The following is an 18884-nucleotide window of genomic DNA, read 5'->3' as shown; positions in this document are numbered from 1 at the left end:
AAGCGGGTGACGGGCTTCTAAGCCGTTTTATAGGAAGATAAAACCAATATGCAAAGCATAACACACATCTTCTATGATGTGTTTTTCTTATGCAAATTATTTCCTTTTTGTGTAATTTTTGTGTAATCAATCGCTTTACACGCCGAACATATGTTTGTATAATGTTTGCGAGGTGATCTATAATGGCTTACACAGACGAAGGTGCTAAAGAAGTATTCTTAGAAGCGAAACGTGCGTATCACGATCGCGGAATGATGAAATGGATGACAGGATTCTTTTTGTCTGACCATACTGCTGCTATGAAAAAAGATAAAACAGAACGAGCGAAAGTTAATGAACAGAAACCACAGATGTACACTCACGAAATCGAACAAGTATTAGAACACGCTCGTTTGAAGTCACGGCCCGTTGCTATTCAGCTGGAACAATTAGACGTTGAAGGAAAATATCTTGATGATATCACTGGTATGATCCGTGGATTTGATGAGCTTGGGATCTACATTGATGATCAGAAAGTAGACTATGACGAGATAAGAAACGTGGAACTTTATGATTGGAAAAAATGGAGCGAGCTAAAGTGAATCCAATTTTAGCTTACGAATTTGGATATATCCCCTTTTCTAAATTGGAAACAGTATTGTGGGATTTTGGTCCTAATGCAATTTATGAAGTCGGAGAGCGTTGCTTTTCTTTTTATTGTAGTAAATCAAATGGATTGACTGATTTCGATTACTATATTTTAAATTATGGGAGTGGTTTAAATGATGAGTTTGAATGGTATTGTAACTAGCATCAAGATACTAAAGTTTTCTGAGCGTCCCCTCGTCTATTTTAAGCTAAACAATCAATCGTGTTTAATTGCTACTCACTCTCTTAATTTTCTGGCAGATGTGGAAGACGGTATGAGGATTGCCGCAGCTGGTGAATATAATAGTAGAAAACAATTCGTAGTGAAAAAGTATGGTGTGATCGGTGAAACGAAGATAATGAAAGAATTTAATAGAATAGCTGTGTGATCACGTACCTTCTTTTTGAGGAGGTATTTTTATGTGCGTTTTTATATGATTTTATTGAATTATTCAGCAAAACCATTGACATATTATAGTACCTGTACTATAATATAAGTATAGAAAGAGATATGAAAGGATGATCATCATGATTAAACATCAAGTTGTCGCTTATACAAATGAAAAAATTGAAGTTGGCGGAGAATTGAGAAAGCTAGGTTATACTTTCGAAAAATTCACTGATAAAGGTAAGCTTAGTAAATCAGATGATAACTACTATCTTATCGAAACTTATCCAGAATTAAAAGAAGCTGCTGAAATCGAAATCGCTAAATATATTGAGTTAGCGGAACAAACTGAATCAGACATGAAACGAGCTTTAGAATTAAAAGAAATCATTGATAATGCTGATTTTGACGGCGAGTTAGTCACTATCAAACATAAAGTATCTAAATCAAAATGGTACGAAGGAAACGGCGTTGGAAACATGAGAAGCCGTTACGACGTTAAAGTTCCTGCATCAGTCGAAAAAGAAGCCCGCGAATTACAAGCAATCCGCAAAAAACATCAAGGAAACGACGCTTTCAGTTTCGTAAGAACAGCTTATAAAACAATCACTGTACGCGACGCGGATCATGACAACTACTAGAAAGGAATTATATTGATATGAAAGAAAATAATACTTACTATCCAGATAACCAAAAAAAATACGAACAGGGTCTTAGCGCAGAAGCTAAGACTCATCGTAGAAATTTAAAAAACTTTTCGTCTGCAAAAAGTTTTATTAAGTTGCACGCAACGGACGATCAATTAAATGATATTATTGAATTAGCTAAGAAGAAATTGGAGGAAAAACGTGAAGACTAGCGTACCTGGTGTTCGCTCTTATGAGCAAAACGGCGTCACTAAATATCAATCTGAATTGTGGGTTAACGGTTCACATTACCAAAAAAGAGGATTTTTAAATTTTGAAGATGCTGTACAATTTCGGAAAAATCTCAAAGCAAAATATCTTCCACAAAAGATGATTAAAGTGGATAGCAAAGCGGTTGTTAAGACGTATCAAAAAACTGAATCAATTAGAGAAACAGCAATTCAACACGAAATATCACGTGTAAAAGTCCGGAAACTATTAATCACTGAAGGCGTCTACTCTACTCCTGAAAGCATTAAAGTTAATGAATTGCTAAACGAAGGATTTTCTTCAAGTGAAGTCGCTCAGAAACTATCTATTTCTATTGGATCAGTTAATAACCTGTCCGCGTATCGAAAAGGCGAACACAATAGTAAAGAACCAACTCGAAGTGCCGTCAATGCTAGAAAATGGCACGAAAAAAATAAGCCCCCGACTTTTTAAAGTCGAGGGCTGTTTTACTATTTAGCTACAGCGTCCTGTTCAAGAATCCATTCAGCTGGTTTGTTAGCATTGTATTTGATTAAGTATTCATTTTGCAGCTTCCCGCCAAAAATCAACTGGTGAACTTTTTGAACGGTGTACCTTTTATCTTTGATCGTGTTTGGTGTTACTCGATGTTGCGAGCTTGGACTAAAGTTAGTGCTGTGCTTTGCAACTTCGATCACTTGCGGATCAAAAGCATTGACAGCGTCAACATCAGTCGAAATAACCCACTCTCGTTTTCCTTGATACTCGACTAGATACTCGTAGTTAATTCTAGCATCATACGCTACATCAATCCGCTTGATGACTGTAAACGCCATGTTTCTAGCACCAGAAGGAATCACGCGTTTTTGACTAGAACGACCGTAAGCACGAGCGGACTCTTTGATTCGAACATACTTCACTTCTTTGTCTACATTAACGGTATTTGGCGGTGTTGGTTTGTTTGGTTGATTGTTTAAACCATTGGCGATATCGTTAGCGAACTGCGCTTTGCTGATTCCCATAGACGCTAGGTATCCATAGGGATCGGTGTGGTCGCCACCAAAATTATTTGTTACCCATAAATGCGACTTAGCGCCATTCGTTCCGTAGATGTTATCTAACGTTTTTGGAATCCCGAATTGATTGCAGAGATCACGAATCAACTCGATATATACAGCGTAGTTTTTAGCAAACAAGACTTTATCTGGCGTAGCTTGTAACTCAATTTGTGCTGGTGCATAAGGATTGGCGTTCAAAGCGCCGTAACTTACATATCCTGGCTGACCAACCTGATAAACAATCCCATCGCCAACAATGTGCGTAGTATAAGCATTTCGCCAGTTGCGCTTCATATACGTTGCTTCGTTACGGCCTGAAGCGTTCGGATTTGCCGTATCGTGGACGATGATATAGCGATTTTGGGCTAATTGTGAGCTTCCTTCGCCTGGCCCTAAATTAAATTCGTGATTAACCGTATACGCGAATCCGTGAATTGGCAACAAAAAAAGAGCCATAAACAGGCTCAAAACAGCAATTTTCTTTTTCATTCTAGTCCTCCTATGAATCATTCTGATTGTAAAACATCTTGTAGGTTCTATTAGATACACCTAAAATGGTTCCTAAGAACGCACCTAGCCCGGAAACAATAATTACCGTAGTATCGGTATATTCCCAATTAATTGCTTTACCAACTAATCCAATGAAAGTAGCTAACGCAGGGATTACAATTGCTGCTACCCATTTGAGTGTCTCATATGTCTTATTTTGCACGTGGATCACCTCCCTTCAATGGTAATTCTTTGACTCTGTTGTAAAGTAGCTCGCCCGTACCGTTTCCACCAAGACCATGATAGCCACGCCATAGATAATCTAAATTATCCAAGTCATCCACCGATATCTCACCTTGAGAAATAAAGTACGTGCATTGCTTGTATATCTCGTTATGCAAGATTGCGACGTTGGCCGCTTCAAGCACGACAAATCGTTTTTCCGTTAATTGTTTCGTTTGTTCTGTTGTCTCCCTGTTTTTCTTAATGAGTTTTCCAACCCAAGCCAGAACGCCAACAATTCCACCAACCCCGAACGACATTAATACCCCGTTTAACTCCAAAAGCTCATCTAAAAAATGCACATATCTTTCCACCTTCCAATCAAAAATAAAAAAGCACACCCGAAAGTGTGCTAATAAAGAGACCAGTGCAGCACTCCTGCAGCCCAAGTTGTTCTTTGGGTCCAGTTCAATCCTATCCAGATTCCTGCGTTTTCAGATGTTTTACCCATCACGTTCGCTGTCGCTAAAATTGAACCAGAACTTGTTCTGATATTGCAGAATTGCCAGCTGTTCGCAAAAGGTACAGCCCAATCGGGGAATGTTGCAACAAGTGAATCTGATGTATTTACCCCATTCAGCACATTGAAATAGGCTCGTACTTGTCCAGGTGAAATCTCTTCAACGACATTATAATTTTGAAGCCCGTTATTCGTATTTCCTGTAAATCCGTTTTTCAATGTCAAACTTCCATATCTTAAAAATCCAGATTTTGAATTAGTGGTGATAATATCGACACCCAGTCCCTCCTGTTGTTGGTGATTTTCTTCAGGCGTCGTCCACGTTCCAACTAGCAAGCCAGCTTTATGGAAAGCAGTGATATTTTCTTTTGTGAGCGTTGCCGAATTATAAGCGACATCAATTCCAAATCGGTTAGCTTTGCAAATATCTAATCCGTTTAGTGGAATAGAATTTTGAATCCACATCAACTCTATTTCGTTTGATCTTTGGCGTATCCTAGCTAGAATATCTGCATCAAATGAAATAACAATCGCGCCATCTGGTAACATTCTGAATTGATGTAATGTATCCATGAACTTGTCTAGTTGCGCATCTGAATAGACTTCGCCCGCCCCCCCTTTGATTTCGATCATCGGGATTGATTTTCCATAACGGGCACACTGGCATACGTCGCTTAAATCAGGAACTACCTTTTGCCAGTCCTGCAAATTATTAATATTACTGCCAGCATCTATTTTTAATGCCCGAATCTGAGCGTAGGTTAAATCTTTGACGTTTCCTGTCCCATTCGTCGTGCGGTCGACAGTCGTATCATGCATAACGATCCACTCATCGTCTTTCGTGACTTGTACGTCACATTCAAAAAATTCATGACGTGTTACAGACTTAAACGCCTCCAAACTGTTTTCTGGAAATACGCTGTTGTTTCCACGATGCGCTGCATATTTAGTTCGAACAGACAAAAACTTGCTACGATTTTTTTCTTGGCTATCATAAAATAATTTTGTCGAATACGGAGTCAACAATTGTTTTTTATTTGTTCCAATCAATACATCAGAAGCTGTCGCGATACGTTTGTCCGTGTGCTGCTTGACTCCTAAAGGAGTGACAAATTTATTCTCAGCTAATCCTACTTCTGCTTCTGATTGCGTAGCTACACCGTAGTTATCAACGTTTCCTAGTCCAATTTGCGTTTTCGTGACTTTATGTGGATTACTGATATTTTCAGTATGGGAATCAAGAGTTGCTTTTTTAGCAATCGTGTTATCCTCAGCTTGCCACGAATAGTCCGCTGGATTATCAGAATCTACTAAACCGATTCCTCTATATTGTGGTACCGCATTTATTGGGTCTTCTGATGGTGGTGTAGTATAAATTGTCTGAGTGTTGCCTTCTTCAACCTTTACGTTATAAATTCTGAATGCCCCTTGTGGCGACTTATTGAAATAAGTATGCACAAGCGTATTCGAGGTTGTGGTAAGTTTAAAAGTAGCAAATACCTTGACTTTTTTATCTTTGATTAAAATTGGTTTGTTGTGTTGAACGGAAGTAGTAGAGTTTAAATAAAAAACGCTATTTGCAAATTGAATAGTGTCGTTTAGCGCTTCAATTTCAAAAGACATTGTGTACGTTTTACTTAAATCAGTTATCAATTTTCCAACATAGAACATCGCAAAAGCTATGTTCGGGCTTACAGCTTCATAACACACTAATTCTCTATTCCATATTAAATTGTCTGGATAGTCTGCAATGTGATTAAAGATATTTTTTCCCGGATAAACCTTAGTGAACCTGTCAGTCCCGTCTGCTGACCAAGCATAGGCATCGTGAAGTCTAACACCTAGTTCAAGTTCGTCTAGTCGTTTAGCAAGTTCGGATAAACGGGTTTGAATAGTTTCAGCTTGCTCTTGCAAATCAGCAATATTATTTTTTTGAAGTTCCTGTAATTCAGCGAATAGTTTATTGTATTCAGTGATGACCGTTTCCGCTTCTGCTGCATTTATATCAGCGTTACCAAATACAATGATTTCGATTTCGCCGCTGGTGTCTCTAATCCCATCTTTAATAAAAGAAAAGTACGCTCGTTCATATTTTCCTTTGACGGCAAAAGCCATATTCGGAAAAACATAATCAAACGTACCTTTTTTTAAACCTTCAGATGTAACGACGACATTATCAGAATCAAACACTTTTGTCTTTCCGCCGCTTGTCACACCTTCAAACGTAATCGTATATCCTGTTAAATCTAGTTGTTCGTCACGTTTCGACGTATTTAATGTAACTCGCTGACTGCCACCATCGCCGACACGGCCGTAAATAATTGGATTCAATTTGGGCTCTTTTGAGATATCCAGATTCAAAATTTTATTTGTCATGGTCTACCTCCTCATAATCTTTAACATTTCCGTTCTCTAGCGGATATTGAACTAAGTCTGGTGATTTATCTCCATTTGTTTCTGGTGTTTCCAAGTAGAAATCTTCGTATCCTTTTCGATATGCTACCAATTGCCAACTAACTTCAACATTAGGTTTATCAGATTTAATTAAAAACCTGTCAGTTTCTAAATAGCATGCATATGCATTAGAATTGTCGTATGGGGAAACAAATACGTGATAGTTCTTCGATTCCGTATTGATCGTCTCCAAAAACATCGGTTCAATTTTCACTTCTACATATCCATCTTCATTAGTAGTCGCTTTACCGTACGTTGCAAATAAATATTCTGGTGTTTCAAATGCATACAATAGTCTTTCGTTATAGTTTTTTGTTTTTACTAATGAGCTTTTTGTCCCACTAACACTTAATCCGCCCGCAACGCTTAACCCATTTCTAACTCTCAAACCATCATTAAAAAAGCTGTCTTGGTTATTATATAGCCCCCAGCTCATCCCGTTAGTCAGATTGCCATTCCTAAAAGTGTACGCAGTAGGTGCGTTAATAGTAATTTGATTTGCATCTGCACTAATCCTAGTGTTTCCGCCAAAAGAGTTACTATTCCAATCAAAGTTAGATGCTGAAAAACTTAGCCATGTGGAATCTTTAACACCATTATCCCAAGAACTCATAACTAGATTTCCCTTAGTATCAACGATTCTAAAGCCCCCACCTGGAGACATTTTGTATTGAACCACGCCAACATCAGTTTGAGGTGAATCTACTGACTCTAAAGAGATAACATCCTTCTTTTTTGAATTTGAAAACCAAGTCATTTTCCCGTTGTTCATTGTGATTTTATAATCTAAACCATCGCTTGAAATGGTACTACCACTAATTGTTACACCTATGATATTAATTGCCTTTAATGTTCCAGTTGTTACTCTGTCAGCAACTATTGCACCATTATTTGTCATAGCTAGGTCGTATGTTCCGTTATAACCTGTAGAGCTGAACCCAAGACCGCCCGCATTCCACTTCCATACATTTTTTGCAGTATCTATATCTTTTGTATCCATAATTAATATTTCTTGCGGATCAGCTAATGAAGGATAAATTACTACATTACCTCTTCCAGGATTATTCAAAATATTAGATGCTTCATTTTGTGCGTCCTCAAGCCAATCAAGTTTATCTTCTATTTGCCCCGTATCAGTTTTGTTATCTTCAAGTACCTTTGCAAAATCAGTTCTTGCGTCTCCTAGCTCAACACTATCGTACTTATCTAATCCAACATTCCAAACAGTTTTTACGATTTGAGCTGACGTGTTGATGCCCAACTGGTTAAAACTGATAGTGACATAGTCACAGAGATCAATGGATTCTAGTAACTTTAAATTGTCTGCATTAACTGAGCTAGATAATTCTTCGTACTTTGCTTTAATGCTGACTTTCGGGACACCGATTTTATTGTTTTTGATGAAATTTTGAACCGCTGTTCTTAGTTGTGCAGTGGTTGTAATCGTCTCGTCGCTAAAATCTTTCATCTGTATTCGGCGTTGAGTGTACGAGCCAACGTATTCCGAATCAATGTATGTTTCAGGAAGCGTTATTACTTTTCCTTCCTCGTCTTTGGCCCAACCGTAAACAGAGGTATACGTGCTCTCGATTGACTCTTCTTGAGTAACATCTGTCAAATTTTTGCCATAAGCAATAATGACATTGGATTCTTTTCCGGCAGATTGAAGCAAGCTAACTTTATTGTTATCGAAAAGATATTCGCCGCCAAAGTTATCTAAGATAGATCCTCGAACGCCGCCTAAAGCCGATTGTACATTTTCAAATTTTGCCGGATCAGAAAAATCCATGCCAGCATCTGTTTGAACATCACTGAAGTACGTGAAATCACTTTTCGGTTCGCTAAGCTGCAACAATCTATTTAAAGCAAGTTGTGCTTTTGTGGTGGACATTTTCTCTCCAACTTTGACGATCGTTCGCAGCAATTGATACCGCTTATGTTCACAATAAACCGTAACAATTCCGTCAATCGGTTTTGTTATCGTCGCAATTTCAAAACGTTGTGCTTGGGAAACGATTGTCGGTCCGGCATCAGAAACAATCCAACGTCCAATTTTTAGTTCGTCGAACAATGGACCATTTACTGGATATTGAAACTGCAGATCATAAATACCGTGTTTTTCTCTTGTTACTCTTGGATTCATTGCATCAACCAGTGGACCGAATCCAAGAGAATTCCAATCATTATTTGTTTTGTCATGTAAAATAATTGAACTCATACAGCTAGATTCCTCCATCTTGGTTTAATTTTAAATTGATCAATATTGTTAAAAGATATTTCATTTTTACCTGGTTCGAGTGTGATCGGGTTATAACCAGAATTGTTCATTAAGCAATATTTCGATACGTTAACTCCGCCATCTTTATAAGCGATCCCTGTCTCACTATCAATAGTGATAATCCCTGTACCTGCTTCTTTTGCGATGCGGAATTGCGTGCCGTTAATGTAGATATTGCTGTCAGCCGTCGCGGTTGTCTTGTTAAATGTTACGATTGGCAGGCTACTTATTGGCTCAGGATTTGAAATAGATTTACCACTCATGATTTCTCGTTCGTCTTCGCCGTCCAAACGAAAAACAAAAGGCTGACATTTGAGCGTAAAGTCAATATCAAGCCACTCTCGCACTTTGTCATGAGCAGAAGTACCGCTGTAACCAAGAGCTTTATAGTAATATTCACCGTATTCGCTAAAAATTAATGGAGAATAGTCGTGAGATAAATACAGCCACCCAGCAATATTTCTTAGCTGTGTGGCTATCGTACTATTTGATTCTTTATAAATCCTTACTGGAAATACCTTTTCTATATCTTTGTACTTCCCACGATCAAAAATAACTTCGGAATTTCTACCATCAACATCGCTGAAATTTAAAGAGGCTTCTGGGATTACAAACTCCATTTCATTTCTGATTCGCATTTTGAAGTCATTTGATTTTTTCCCTCTAAATTGGAAATATGGATAATTCGTTAAGTCCATCCTAAACGCCCCTTTAATTGTCTTGCTGTCAATTGTGCCAACTCTTCTGATTGTTCTTCAATACTTCGTTCGCTGCTCATGTCCGCTTTATCGATATTGATGTTGACGGATGGGCTAAACGTTTTAGAATTGGAAGAATTATTGATAATCGATCCAGCTGAATTAGCTAAACCAACTCTATTTGCTCCAAGTGCGACTTCTGGAGTAATATCATCGAATAAACCATTAGATAAACTCTGCATTGCTTTATAAGCTGTATCAGCATCTGCTTCAATACCAACCGCAATCCCTTGAGGAATATATTTACCAACTTGGTCTCTAAATACTCTTGATGGCGAATGTATCCCTAATGCGCTTTTAACTGCATCTACTGCATTCCTAGCTACTCTAGATGCTGCACGTACTGCAAAAGATGCCGCATCGGCAATCCCATTAGCAAAACCAAAAATCAAATTTTTACCAGCGCTCCATAATGAATCTGGAACAAATACACCCAAAAGAGCTTCTAACAAATTTCTTCCGGCATTTTGAATATCAGATTTACGATTGCGAATATTATTCGCAAACCCATTAATAAGCTCAATAGCAGCATCCATTAATCTTCCTTGAGCTTGTAACACTCCGCGAACCAACGCATCTACAATGCCCATTGCTGCATCTACTACTTGAGAAATCTTTCTTGCAATTCCTTGTAAGAATACGACTATAAGATTAATAGCAGCATCAATAATCCGACCAAGATTGTTAGAGATCCCTTGAAGTATGCTAACAATTAAATCAACACCGACTTTGATAATATCAGGCATTCTAGAGGTAATCGCTTTGGCAAAGTTAAGAACAAGATCAACTGCCGTGTTAACAATATCTCCCATTCGACTATTAACTGCTTTGGCGAAATTGACAATGACTGAAATCGCTGCATTAGTGACATCTCCAATTTTAGACGCTACTCCTTGTAGAAACTGGCTTAATAGTTCCATCCCAGCGGCTACTATCTCTGGTAAATGTTGCGTTAATGCACCTAACCAAGCTACGATTAAAGCAGATCCATTAGCGATTAAGGAAGGAAGTTGTTGTGTAATACCCTGTAACAAAGAATTGATTAGAGCAACGCCTGCTGCTAATAACTGCGGGAGCGCAGTAGCTAAAGCAGAAAGCAATGCAGTTATTATCATCGTTGCTGACGCTACTAAGGTTGGAATCAACGTGACGATCGTCATTGTTAATGACCCAATCAGTTGAACGATTGCAGCGGTCAAAGATGGTAAACCTTGCGCAATCCCCATAATTAGACCACTAACGATTTGTAACCCTCCAGCGATAATGCCAGGTAAGGCAGAAGCAATCGTACTTAAAATCCCTTGAATTGCAGTACCAAACGATTGGCCTAATTGCGGTCCGTATGTTTTTATACCCCCAGATAACCCAGAAATAGACTCAAGTATCTTATCTATTCCACTTTCTATACTTCCGTTTCCTACAATTTTAGCTAGAAAATCTAATGCCTTGCCCACTAATCCTAGCGGTCCCAGCAAACTAGAAAGTATAAACTTAAATGCGGATAATAAAACATTAGACCCATCAAACGAAGAATTACTCTTAGTGACGGCCCCGACAATAGATGAAAATACACCCGCAATTTTTTGACCGATACCCGAAATGGCATCCATCGCTTTCCTTAATAACTCCGTTACTTCTCTAGAACGAAGAAAGTTACTGATCATTTTCCCTGTTTCACCAATGATTCCGTCGGCAAACGCCTTGAATTTTTCATTTGTCTTGTAAAGATATGCCATCCCTGCTGCCAACGCAGCAACACCAGCAATCAGCAAAGCAAATGGATTTGTCAGGATTGCAGCCTTCATAACTGAAAAAGCTGTTTTTATGCCTTTGATAGCATTAGAAACGCTATTCATAATAGCGACGGTACTTTGAAAAGCAACAAACCCGGCTACGACGCCTATTAGAATTCCACCTAAAATCTTAAATGCAGTAGCATTTTCTTTTACAAATCCGGTTACTTTTTCAATTATCGGAATAATATTATCCATTGATTTAACAATTGCTTCACCAGCAGAGTTAATAATTCCTTTTAAACCATCGATATGTTGTGCAATCGTTTTGCCTGAAACTTTTTTAACAATTTCATCGAACTTAGTTAAAATATTTGCTAAATTTTTTGAAATAGAGTTTTTCAAGTTCCCGAATGAGGTAGCTAATCCTAAGCTATTTTCTTTTGCTAGTTTTGCCAAATCACCAGTACCAGTACCTAACTTAATTAATTGGGTTTGGAAGTCTTCGAACGTCACTTTCCCGTCTTTTAAAGCACCGTACAAATCACGTTGAGCGGTTTTTCCTGTATAGCCCATCGCTTCAGCAGTCTTTTGCAAAGCTAAAGGCATCGTTTCTTGCAAGGTTTTCCATGACTCTAAGTCAACGGTTCCTGTCGAAAGCATTTGATTAAACTGTTGCATTCCTCGATTGGCATCCTCAGTCGAAGCACCAGAAGCTAGAAAGGCATTGTTTAATGCTAAAACTGTGTCTGTCGATTTATCCAAATCACCAGTTATTGCTGTCATCTGTTGCGTATTTGCTACAACATCGTCTAACTTTGTAGGCAGTCCATCAATACCGTCAGAAAGCTTTTTGATTGATTTGTTTGAATCGCTAGCGCTAAACCCAAGAGCTTTCATCACTTTTGGGAATTTCTGCATCGTGTCAAAACGTGATACGGCATCACCAACTGAATTTTTCAATACATTGAATACAGCACTAACCGCTTTTACAGCACCGACCGCAAGAGCCATATCTCTAATACTCTTACCAGCTTTAGCCGATTTACCTTGCAACTGGTCTAAAGTTTTGTTTAGACCAGTGACATCTTTGCCATTAACGTTCACTACTATTGTTACTGTTCCATCAGCCATCATCTTCCTCCTCTCTTAATGTATTAGGAAGAGCGTACTTCCGTTGCAGTTCTCGCATTTTTCGTTTTTCTTTTGCGTCCATTGCTTTTTGCGGTTCCCAATTCCGAATTTGAATGATCCTTTGCATAATCGTATTTTCTGGAAGGCTTTCTAAAAGAGCTTGAAACTCTTGCCAAGAAAGCTTTCCTTGTTCTTCAAAAAGATTGATTCCAATTTGGCGAAAAGAAGCATAGATATACTTCGCATCTAACGAAATATCTATGCTTTTTTTGCTAACTTTCGTCGGCATTTCGTTTCCTAATTCATCAGTTTCAGGAGTGGCGCTGTCGCCGATTAAAATAAAGTTTGATTTAATGTACTCCCACATTTCCAACTTTTCGATAATAGATAAATTAGTCTCTTCTACCAATAAATCAATAACCAGTTCAATCTTTTGCTCTTTAAAAAGTGCTGAATCTGACAGCACATCAAATACATCGAGTACATTGTCAAAAGATAAGTCAATCGGATAAGTTTCACCACAAAAAGAAAAAGAGGTAACAAGCGGATCGTTTAACCGCATCGCTGTCACCCCTTTTTCTTAGATTTCTTACTCAAGTATTTACTTTTAAGTTGGCTTGATTTTTGTTCCTGCTCTTTTTTAAATTCGTCCACATTTTTTCCAATGCCAGATGACAAATCGAAAAAGGCATTGATCCATGCCAGTAAGTCCGGCACCTTTTCATATAACTGGTTAAAGGCACCTTCACCTAGCATGACATCGTAACCGAGTTTTAACGCTTCTTTTTGCGATTCGACCGAATCAGTTTCATCTAATTCTTTCAGCTTATTTTCTACTTCAACATATTTTGATTCATACTTTTCGATATGCTCTGTTGAACAATCAAAAAAGAATTCGATTCCGGCTAATGTCACTGGAAACCCGGTGCGGTTTACGTCAATATTAATAGCTTTCATGTGTTATTTCCCCCTAAGCGGTTGGTGTGGCTTTGACAATGGTGCTCTCTTTGCCATAACCGACTTCATTTTTTGCTTGAGCCTTAAAGTCGTATTGAGATCCGTTCGTTAATCCAGTAATCTCTCCTGTTTTAGCCGTTACTTCTTTTTCAGCAAAAGCAGCTGATCCTGTTCGATACAAAATCTTATAGCCAGTAATTCCCGAAGCACCGGCCGGATCAGTAAGTGTATAACTTACCTTTCCGTTACCGGCAGTGACGTTAATCGTTGGTGCGTCGGGTGCTATTTTTTTGGCGTAACGTCTGGAATACGATCAAATGTAATTGTGCAACTGAAATCTTCATATTCTGTCGCATCCCCAGCGCCGGCAATAATATCCGTGACGGTTGCACGACCGATATACGTATCGCCATTTGTCATAACGACTTTATGCCAAACTTTTCGGCCTTCACCAATCTTATATTTTTTGCCAGCCACAAGAGCTTGTGCCGCATCTTCTGGATCATAGAAACCTTCTGGACTATAAGCTCCTGCGACACTCGTTACGGTTGTTTCTGGTGTGCCATCGCCATCGTAGAAACCTGTATCATCTGTTTGTTCGTCGGTATCATCACCGATTGAGCTGATATATTTAGCTAAACGTAGCCAGTTTTCATCGGTGGATGTCGGCGCTGTTTCTTGTCCAGGCGTGTATTCAGCTAAATAATGTTCACGCTTTGCGTTTTTATTTCTTGAAAATGTTTGTAAATCCATTTTTAAAAGCATTAATTTTCCCCCTCAAATGTTGTAAGTTTTGCTTGAAAATCCAACAAAAAAACGAACCAGCCTTGTTCATCAGCATCGTTAATGAAAGGCTTGCTCGTTATTGTTAGTCTATTAAATTCGAATGATTCATTCGTGCTATGCACTTCTTGTAATTGTTCGAGATAGTCCGAAATTAGCCATAAAGACTGCTCAATTCTATCGCCGTTTTTGGATTTCATTGCGATCTCGTAGTTAATTTCTTGGTCTTTGATGCCGTCATAATACTCTGTTACTACCTGACTGCCTGGCAAAGGATAGATCACTAAACTCTCTTTCTCTGAAAGGTAGCCTTTTTTAATCGGAATAGGCAATCCATCAATCGTATTGATTGCGTCTTTTATTCTGTCGATAAAGTCCATTACTTAATTCCAGCCCCTTTCAAAAAAGCTCGTTTCCATGATCTTCCGTGAATCGATTTTGCTTTAAGATCCCAACGTGGGCCTGTTCCCGGCGTAGAGTATTTTCTACCTCTTAAATAAAACTGACGCTTTGCATATTTGGTTTCATACAAAATAGCAGAGCCGTCATTTTTTAAGTGAGCGGAATTTCTAAGAATATTATCTTTCTTTGGTACATAAGGATTCATATCTGCCATCGCTTGGTTCCCTAAAGCATATCGCCCTCGCTTCATTGCTTGCGGACTGACCTTTGCTCGAACGCCTTTAATGTTGACTTTAACACTCATCATACCACCTCTATTTCATAAGAATAGATTTGATCAGAGTAAGCTTCTGTCACCGGCACAACATTAGTAATCGTATGATTTTGACCATCATAAACCACTAGTGATTGGTTTTTAAAGTCAGGCAACGGACTGGTTAATCCTGCGTAGCAAAAGATCAATCCATTAAAAAGCACTTGTTTACCAGTTGGACCAAATGAGTATTGGCTACCTCTATCAATACGACAACTGGTTATAACTACTGGATCCGCATATTTGGGTTCGTTCCAATCGCCCTCACCTAAATATTTTTTGTATTCAAAAGAATCGACTAAGAAATCTTTTGGTGGTTTCGGCATCGTCATGAGCGAACCCCTCGATATAGCAATCCTGTTCCTTCAAGATAAATATAGATGTCTTCAGCAACTAATGACTTGCTTTCGTTTGCGCCAGAAGAATTATACCTACTTCCGTTAGAAACGCTTGTTCGACCAGCTGAAAATGACTGTGGCGACTTATTCAAACTTTCAAAAGTATCAGCACTCATTTCCGAAAAATAATCAATCTGACTACTTAAAGCCAATTTGTATTGTTTAACTCGAAAGGCAATCTTGTCTTCATTAATATTATTAAATTGATAAAAGTGATTTGTGATGTTGTCAATTACAGCAACTGCTTTGCGATAATATTTATCAAAGTTTGTCTTTGACTCATCGCCTTTTCCAGTAAGTTCTTTGTATTCCTCAAACGTTAAATAGTCCATGACAGCCTCCTTTCAAAAATAAAAAGGCTAGTCAAAAGACTAACCTTCAGTAATCGTTACAGCACAAGTAGCCGTTTTTCCATTGGATGTTGTCACTGTAATCGTAGCTGATCCAGCTTTAACAGCAGTAACCTTTCCTTGGACTGGCGTCACTGTTGCAACTGTCGAATCACTCGAACTGTAAGAAACGGACTTGTCGCTCGCTTCAGCTGGCGTTACAGTTGCATTTAATGTTTCAGTTGCCCCAACGGTTAGAGATAACGTTTTTTTGCTCAACGTCACTTCATTGGGGTCTACGCTTTTGGGACGTAAGAAACATAGATCGCTTTCTTAGCGTTGTCGAATACCATAGCATCGTAGTAATCTAATCCTTTGATTGTATCACGGTATCCAGAACGATCTTGAGACGCCGGAACAGTATCGACTGTACCGAATTTTACAATCGGTGCGATTGCTGTTAAAGGCGTAATAATAAAGTTAATTGTATCCTCGATAGATACGCCACTAATGCGATCTTTAGCAACTTTTAGAATAGGAACACCGCCGTCAATTTGAGCTACAGTACGGTTGATGCCATTAATTTGCATTTGATTAGTAGAAAATGTTTTGCTCACACCTTCTGCATTTTTCAATAAACGATATGTTGCAGCTGAAACAAACATCACGTACCCGCCCGGAACTTCGTTGTCCGTCATGTATTCTTCTGCTGCATCATAAGCTGCCAAAATATTTTTTTCTGTCAAAGTCTCATTAACTTTGTTTCCAGCATTATCAAACATTACCTGAACCGCTACTTTGTCACGACGCGGAACTGTGATTAACCGTTTGTGTTCTGTAACAACATTATTAATTGTTAATGCAGCACTTTCCGATTGGTCCAATTGGTCCACGTCGTAACCAAACCAATCTTCATGAGTTAGCTTAATCGTTTCTTTCGCAATACTGATTTGGTTACGAGCATTTTCACCGTTACGTTTATACGCTGATGCATCAACAAACCCCGACATTTTATTAATTCGAACTTCATTCACCCCGACAAAATCAGCTGCAGTAATGCTTTTTGCGCCTTGAGTTAATACGTCCCAAACTTGAGAGTCTGCCTTAAATTCTTTATCGATGATCGCTAAATCTTTACTATCTAATACTAAAGCCATATTTATTCACCTAATCTTTCCTGAATTTTTTGTAATACTGTCTTATCTCCGCCGCTACCACCAGCAGGATTTCCACCAGCCACCACTTGCGGCGTTTTTTGTTCTGGTTCTTTATTTTGAAACAAGAAAGCTTTGTTTTCTTTTAAACCTTTTAATTGCTCGTCTAAGCCCTGCAATCCATTATCAGTAACTTTGATCGTGTCTCGGTCTAAAAGGTTTAAAACAATGCTTTCATCAAGCGCACTCGCTTCTTTTAAAGCAAGCTTGATTGCGAAATCTTTTTGTTGCTCTAATAGCTTCGTTTCTGATTCAGATTTAACGGTGTCGAACTTACTTTGCAAATCAGCTAGTTTCTGCGTTAATTCCTCATTACCTTTCGCTGACTCTTTCAATGTATTTAGTTCAGTTTGGTTTGAATCAAGCTGTTCTTTGAATTGATTCCGTTCTTGCTCTGCAGTAGCTAGCCCTTTATTCAATTCGTTAACCGTTTGACCATGTAATGCCATGATTGAACCGATTTGTTCGTCTGATAAACCTAAATCTTTTAGTTGTTCTCTTTTCATTACCTTTTCCATCCTTTCGAGTTTTAACGTGGCAACGACCACGATCGGATTAAACAGTTTAACGCCATGGTTAGGGCAAAATAAATAGCCTTCACGCGGCTAACGAGACTTTGGATCACCAACCTGACCGGCACTAACTGCCTGTTGCGGTTGCGCCTTTTCGTCTGGTGGTTTCTTTTGCATTTCGTTAATTAGATACTTTTGATAATTGACATCAAGACCTTTGAAGAACTCTACAAAATCATTTTCGTTATTGCGGTTTCTGTTTTCCATAACGATCACTCCTTAAAAATTATCGTATCTAAAATCTTTCATAAGCGTGTTTAGTGGCGTGTATACTTTCTCTCTAGCGTAATTGCGTGATAAGTATTCATTTGATGCAACTAACTCACGTTGCTTTGCTTGCATGGCACGGACTTTCTGTCCCCATTTTTTGGCGCTACCAGAATGACCTAAGGTGTCTGCTACCATTTGATTCTTTTTGAACTTAACAATTTGTCGTTCGTACATTCGTTGCTTTTTTGTTAGCTCAGCGACTTTTTCATTTTCTTTTTGGTCAAAAAGTGGTTGATTGTTTGTATTAACGCCAGGTATAAACGGAATGTGCAGATGATTGCAATTAACTCCCCGGTGGCCTCCAGCTGTTCCGTACTCTGCTTGCCAATAAGGATCGTAAATACTTCTGTATTCGCTATTTGAAGGAACCGATTCTCTTAAATCAACGATGTGGCCTTGTATTCTCGAACATGCTTGCCGTGCTCCCATATGACTTGTTACCACAACTGTATGCACACCGTATTCTTCCATACGATCTTTCCTAAGCTGATCATAGGTATTTGATAGTGTTGACTTCAAAACCGTTCTAACATATCGTTCTAGACTCCACGAATGCCCGCCCTTATCAACGAACGCTGAACGAATTCCTTTTTGTGCCCATCCTTGAATCGTCCTTTCCAACGCTTCATCAAACGTAAAAAGACCACTGTTAAAAGCAGCAGTCGTCTTGTTAATGATGTCGTTATACATTCGAGTTGTTGCCGTACTATATCCAAAGTTAGTAGATAGCAATGTTTGATTCACGTAGTTGTTAATATCGGACCAAACTTGATCATGATACGCTCTCATGATATCGTCTAGATCATTTGGTAATGGTAACGGATCATAAGGCAATTGACCATCAATATCTTTAACAATCTTTTGACCCGAAGTTTCAAATATTCGAGTCACTTCTGATTCTGCAATGCCGGTGATTTGAGAAATAGCTTTGATCGCGTCCTTGTTGAACAAGTGTAGCTCTTGCAACTTTTCTTGTTGCCAGTCGAGTATATTGTCATGACCGCTATTCAATCGTTTAGCGATCAAACGTATTAATTCGCCTTCTAACGATTGATAGAGGTGCCCCATATTGCTGGACCACAAATCTAGCTGATGCGGTGTGATCATGCT

26 protein-coding genes are annotated in these 18884 nt (G+C 38.6%); 6 read left to right on the top strand and 20 right to left on the bottom strand.

Annotated features, from left to right (window positions below; all coding sequences use genetic code 11):
- Nucleotides 1–182 precede the first annotated feature (182 nt).
- The 6 genes from FFM67_RS10795 (at nucleotide 183) to FFM67_RS10770 (ending at nucleotide 2364) form a co-directional block, all read left to right on the top strand.
- The gene (locus FFM67_RS10795; RefSeq protein ID WP_137614568.1) at nucleotides 183–581 is read left to right on the top strand and encodes a hypothetical protein; all 399 of its coding nucleotides are present in this window, start codon (nucleotides 183–185) and stop codon (nucleotides 579–581) included.
- Nucleotides 578–790, top strand: a complete 213-nt coding sequence (locus FFM67_RS10790) for a hypothetical protein (protein WP_137614567.1) — start codon at nucleotides 578–580, stop codon at nucleotides 788–790. The genes FFM67_RS10795 and FFM67_RS10790 overlap by 4 nt, the downstream gene beginning before the upstream one ends.
- Nucleotides 762–1016 carry a hypothetical protein gene (locus FFM67_RS10785; protein WP_137614566.1) on the top strand — a complete coding sequence of 85 codons (255 nt, stop codon included), beginning with the start codon at nucleotides 762–764 and terminating at the stop codon, nucleotides 1014–1016. The genes FFM67_RS10790 and FFM67_RS10785 overlap by 29 nt, the downstream gene beginning before the upstream one ends.
- Before the next feature lie 139 nt (nucleotides 1017–1155).
- Nucleotides 1156–1656, top strand: coding sequence for a hypothetical protein (locus tag FFM67_RS10780; protein ID WP_137614565.1), 501 nt, complete (start codon nucleotides 1156–1158; stop codon nucleotides 1654–1656).
- A 17-nt stretch (nucleotides 1657–1673) separates the two neighbouring features.
- On the top strand, nucleotides 1674–1874 hold the full coding sequence (locus tag FFM67_RS10775; protein ID WP_137614564.1) for a hypothetical protein: 201 nt from the start codon (nucleotides 1674–1676) through the stop codon (nucleotides 1872–1874).
- Nucleotides 1864–2364, top strand: a complete 501-nt coding sequence (locus FFM67_RS10770) for a DNA-binding response regulator (RefSeq protein WP_174784477.1) — start codon at nucleotides 1864–1866, stop codon at nucleotides 2362–2364. Before FFM67_RS10775 ends, FFM67_RS10770 begins: the two co-directional genes overlap by 11 nt.
- Nucleotides 2365–2381: 17 nt before the next feature.
- Here FFM67_RS10770 and FFM67_RS10765 read toward each other — a convergent pair whose 3' ends face one another.
- The 20 genes from FFM67_RS10765 to FFM67_RS10675 form a co-directional block, all read right to left on the bottom strand.
- Nucleotides 2382–3437: an N-acetylmuramoyl-L-alanine amidase gene (locus tag FFM67_RS10765; RefSeq protein WP_137614563.1), complete on the bottom strand. Its 1056-nt coding sequence runs from the start codon at nucleotides 3435–3437 to the stop codon at nucleotides 2382–2384.
- 10 nt (nucleotides 3438–3447) lie between these two features.
- Complete coding sequence (locus FFM67_RS10760; RefSeq protein WP_137614562.1) at nucleotides 3448–3660, bottom strand: phage holin; 213 nt, start codon at nucleotides 3658–3660, stop codon at nucleotides 3448–3450.
- A complete protein-coding gene (locus FFM67_RS10755; RefSeq protein WP_246042979.1) occupies nucleotides 3650–4021 on the bottom strand; it encodes a hypothetical protein in 372 nt (123 codons plus the stop codon). The genes FFM67_RS10760 and FFM67_RS10755 overlap by 11 nt, the downstream gene beginning before the upstream one ends.
- 50 nt (nucleotides 4022–4071) lie before the next feature.
- Entirely contained in the window at nucleotides 4072–6555 is a 2484-nt protein-coding gene (locus FFM67_RS10750; RefSeq protein WP_137614561.1) for a glycerophosphodiester phosphodiesterase family protein, read from the bottom strand.
- Entirely contained in the window at nucleotides 6545–8851 is a 2307-nt protein-coding gene (locus FFM67_RS10745; RefSeq protein ID WP_137614560.1) for a phage tail spike protein, read from the bottom strand. Before FFM67_RS10745 ends, FFM67_RS10750 begins: the two co-directional genes overlap by 11 nt.
- Nucleotides 8848–9609 carry a phage tail protein gene (locus FFM67_RS10740; protein WP_137614559.1) on the bottom strand — a complete coding sequence of 254 codons (762 nt, stop codon included), beginning with the start codon at nucleotides 9607–9609 and terminating at the stop codon, nucleotides 8848–8850. Before FFM67_RS10740 ends, FFM67_RS10745 begins: the two co-directional genes overlap by 4 nt.
- A complete protein-coding gene (locus FFM67_RS10735) occupies nucleotides 9600–12536 on the bottom strand; it encodes a tape measure protein (protein WP_170178029.1) in 2937 nt (978 codons plus the stop codon). The genes FFM67_RS10740 and FFM67_RS10735 overlap by 10 nt, the downstream gene beginning before the upstream one ends.
- Nucleotides 12529–13098, bottom strand: a complete 570-nt coding sequence (locus FFM67_RS10730; protein ID WP_137614557.1) for a Gp15 family bacteriophage protein — start codon at nucleotides 13096–13098, stop codon at nucleotides 12529–12531. Before FFM67_RS10730 ends, FFM67_RS10735 begins: the two co-directional genes overlap by 8 nt.
- A gap of 5 nt (nucleotides 13099–13103) precedes the next feature.
- The gene (locus FFM67_RS10725) at nucleotides 13104–13493 is read right to left on the bottom strand and encodes a DUF6673 family protein (protein WP_137614556.1); all 390 of its coding nucleotides are present in this window, start codon (nucleotides 13491–13493) and stop codon (nucleotides 13104–13106) included.
- A 13-nt stretch (nucleotides 13494–13506) separates the two neighbouring features.
- Nucleotides 13507–13758, bottom strand: a complete 252-nt coding sequence (locus tag FFM67_RS10720) for a fibronectin type III domain-containing protein (protein ID WP_246042980.1) — start codon at nucleotides 13756–13758, stop codon at nucleotides 13507–13509.
- Between the two features lie 17 nt (nucleotides 13759–13775).
- Entirely contained in the window at nucleotides 13776–14258 is a 483-nt protein-coding gene (locus tag FFM67_RS10715; protein ID WP_137614554.1) for a phage tail tube protein, read from the bottom strand.
- Nucleotides 14258–14656, bottom strand: a complete 399-nt coding sequence (locus tag FFM67_RS10710; protein ID WP_137614553.1) for a minor capsid protein — start codon at nucleotides 14654–14656, stop codon at nucleotides 14258–14260. The genes FFM67_RS10715 and FFM67_RS10710 overlap by 1 nt, the downstream gene beginning before the upstream one ends.
- Nucleotides 14656–14982: a minor capsid protein gene (locus tag FFM67_RS10705; protein WP_137614552.1), complete on the bottom strand. Its 327-nt coding sequence runs from the start codon at nucleotides 14980–14982 to the stop codon at nucleotides 14656–14658. Before FFM67_RS10705 ends, FFM67_RS10710 begins: the two co-directional genes overlap by 1 nt.
- A complete protein-coding gene (locus tag FFM67_RS10700) occupies nucleotides 14982–15323 on the bottom strand; it encodes a putative minor capsid protein (RefSeq protein WP_137614551.1) in 342 nt (113 codons plus the stop codon). Before FFM67_RS10700 ends, FFM67_RS10705 begins: the two co-directional genes overlap by 1 nt.
- Nucleotides 15320–15721, bottom strand: coding sequence for a head-tail connector protein (locus tag FFM67_RS10695; RefSeq protein ID WP_137614550.1), 402 nt, complete (start codon nucleotides 15719–15721; stop codon nucleotides 15320–15322). Before FFM67_RS10695 ends, FFM67_RS10700 begins: the two co-directional genes overlap by 4 nt.
- Before the next feature lie 39 nt (nucleotides 15722–15760).
- A complete protein-coding gene (locus tag FFM67_RS10690; protein WP_137614549.1) occupies nucleotides 15761–15997 on the bottom strand; it encodes an Ig-like domain-containing protein in 237 nt (78 codons plus the stop codon).
- A gap of 17 nt (nucleotides 15998–16014) precedes the next feature.
- Nucleotides 16015–16875, bottom strand: a complete 861-nt coding sequence (locus FFM67_RS10685; protein WP_137614548.1) for a capsid protein — start codon at nucleotides 16873–16875, stop codon at nucleotides 16015–16017.
- Nucleotides 16876–16877: 2 nt separating this feature from the next.
- On the bottom strand, nucleotides 16878–17438 hold the full coding sequence (locus FFM67_RS10680; RefSeq protein WP_137614547.1) for a phage scaffolding protein: 561 nt from the start codon (nucleotides 17436–17438) through the stop codon (nucleotides 16878–16880).
- 99 nt (nucleotides 17439–17537) lie between these two features.
- Nucleotides 17538–17711 (bottom strand): hypothetical protein, encoded by a 174-nt coding sequence (locus tag FFM67_RS12300; RefSeq protein WP_170178028.1) that lies wholly within the window; start codon nucleotides 17709–17711, stop codon nucleotides 17538–17540.
- Nucleotides 17712–17723: 12 nt separating this feature from the next.
- Nucleotides 17724–18881 carry a phage minor capsid protein gene (locus FFM67_RS10675; RefSeq protein WP_137614546.1) on the bottom strand — a complete coding sequence of 386 codons (1158 nt, stop codon included), beginning with the start codon at nucleotides 18879–18881 and terminating at the stop codon, nucleotides 17724–17726.
- Nucleotides 18882–18884: the final 3 nt, after the last annotated feature.

It is taken from the genome of Enterococcus viikkiensis, from assembly GCF_005405345.1.
GTDB classification, from domain to species: domain Bacteria; phylum Bacillota; class Bacilli; order Lactobacillales; family Enterococcaceae; genus Enterococcus_A; species Enterococcus_A viikkiensis.
Note: the sequence above shows the minus strand (reverse complement) of the source record. Positions and strands in the feature narration are given on the sequence as shown.

Bases quoted from the DNA above. Each gene is read 5' to 3' on its own strand.
- FFM67_RS10785 (WP_137614566.1), top strand. From the start codon at position 762: ATGATGAGTTTGAATGGTATTGTAACTAGCATCAAGATACTAAAGTTT.
- FFM67_RS10745 (WP_137614560.1), bottom strand. From the start codon at position 8,851: ATGAGTTCAATTATTTTACATGACAAAACAAATAATGATTGGAATTCT.
- FFM67_RS12300 (WP_170178028.1), bottom strand. From the start codon at position 17,711: ATGGAAAACAGAAACCGCAATAACGAAAATGATTTTGTAGAGTTCTTC.
- FFM67_RS10735 (WP_170178029.1), bottom strand. From the start codon at position 12,536: ATGGCTGATGGAACAGTAACAATAGTAGTGAACGTTAATGGCAAAGAT.
- FFM67_RS10710 (WP_137614553.1), bottom strand. From the start codon at position 14,656: ATGGACTTTATCGACAGAATAAAAGACGCAATCAATACGATTGATGGA.
- FFM67_RS10775 (WP_137614564.1), top strand. From the start codon at position 1,674: ATGAAAGAAAATAATACTTACTATCCAGATAACCAAAAAAAATACGAA.
- FFM67_RS10700 (WP_137614551.1), bottom strand. From the start codon at position 15,323: ATGACGATGCCGAAACCACCAAAAGATTTCTTAGTCGATTCTTTTGAA.
- FFM67_RS10765 (WP_137614563.1), bottom strand. From the start codon at position 3,437: ATGAAAAAGAAAATTGCTGTTTTGAGCCTGTTTATGGCTCTTTTTTTG.
- FFM67_RS10675 (WP_137614546.1), bottom strand. From the start codon at position 18,881: ATGATCACACCGCATCAGCTAGATTTGTGGTCCAGCAATATGGGGCAC.
- FFM67_RS10750 (WP_137614561.1), bottom strand. From the start codon at position 6,555: ATGACAAATAAAATTTTGAATCTGGATATCTCAAAAGAGCCCAAATTG.
- FFM67_RS10680 (WP_137614547.1), bottom strand. From the start codon at position 17,438: ATGAAAAGAGAACAACTAAAAGATTTAGGTTTATCAGACGAACAAATC.
- FFM67_RS10695 (WP_137614550.1), bottom strand. From the start codon at position 15,721: ATGGACTATTTAACGTTTGAGGAATACAAAGAACTTACTGGAAAAGGC.
- FFM67_RS10740 (WP_137614559.1), bottom strand. From the start codon at position 9,609: ATGGACTTAACGAATTATCCATATTTCCAATTTAGAGGGAAAAAATCA.
- FFM67_RS10705 (WP_137614552.1), bottom strand. From the start codon at position 14,982: ATGAGTGTTAAAGTCAACATTAAAGGCGTTCGAGCAAAGGTCAGTCCG.
- FFM67_RS10715 (WP_137614554.1), bottom strand. From the start codon at position 14,258: ATGCTTTTAAAAATGGATTTACAAACATTTTCAAGAAATAAAAACGCA.
- FFM67_RS10730 (WP_137614557.1), bottom strand. From the start codon at position 13,098: ATGCGGTTAAACGATCCGCTTGTTACCTCTTTTTCTTTTTGTGGTGAA.
- FFM67_RS10780 (WP_137614565.1), top strand. From the start codon at position 1,156: ATGATTAAACATCAAGTTGTCGCTTATACAAATGAAAAAATTGAAGTT.
- FFM67_RS10795 (WP_137614568.1), top strand. From the start codon at position 183: ATGGCTTACACAGACGAAGGTGCTAAAGAAGTATTCTTAGAAGCGAAA.
- FFM67_RS10685 (WP_137614548.1), bottom strand. From the start codon at position 16,875: ATGGCTTTAGTATTAGATAGTAAAGATTTAGCGATCATCGATAAAGAA.
- FFM67_RS10725 (WP_137614556.1), bottom strand. From the start codon at position 13,493: ATGAAAGCTATTAATATTGACGTAAACCGCACCGGGTTTCCAGTGACA.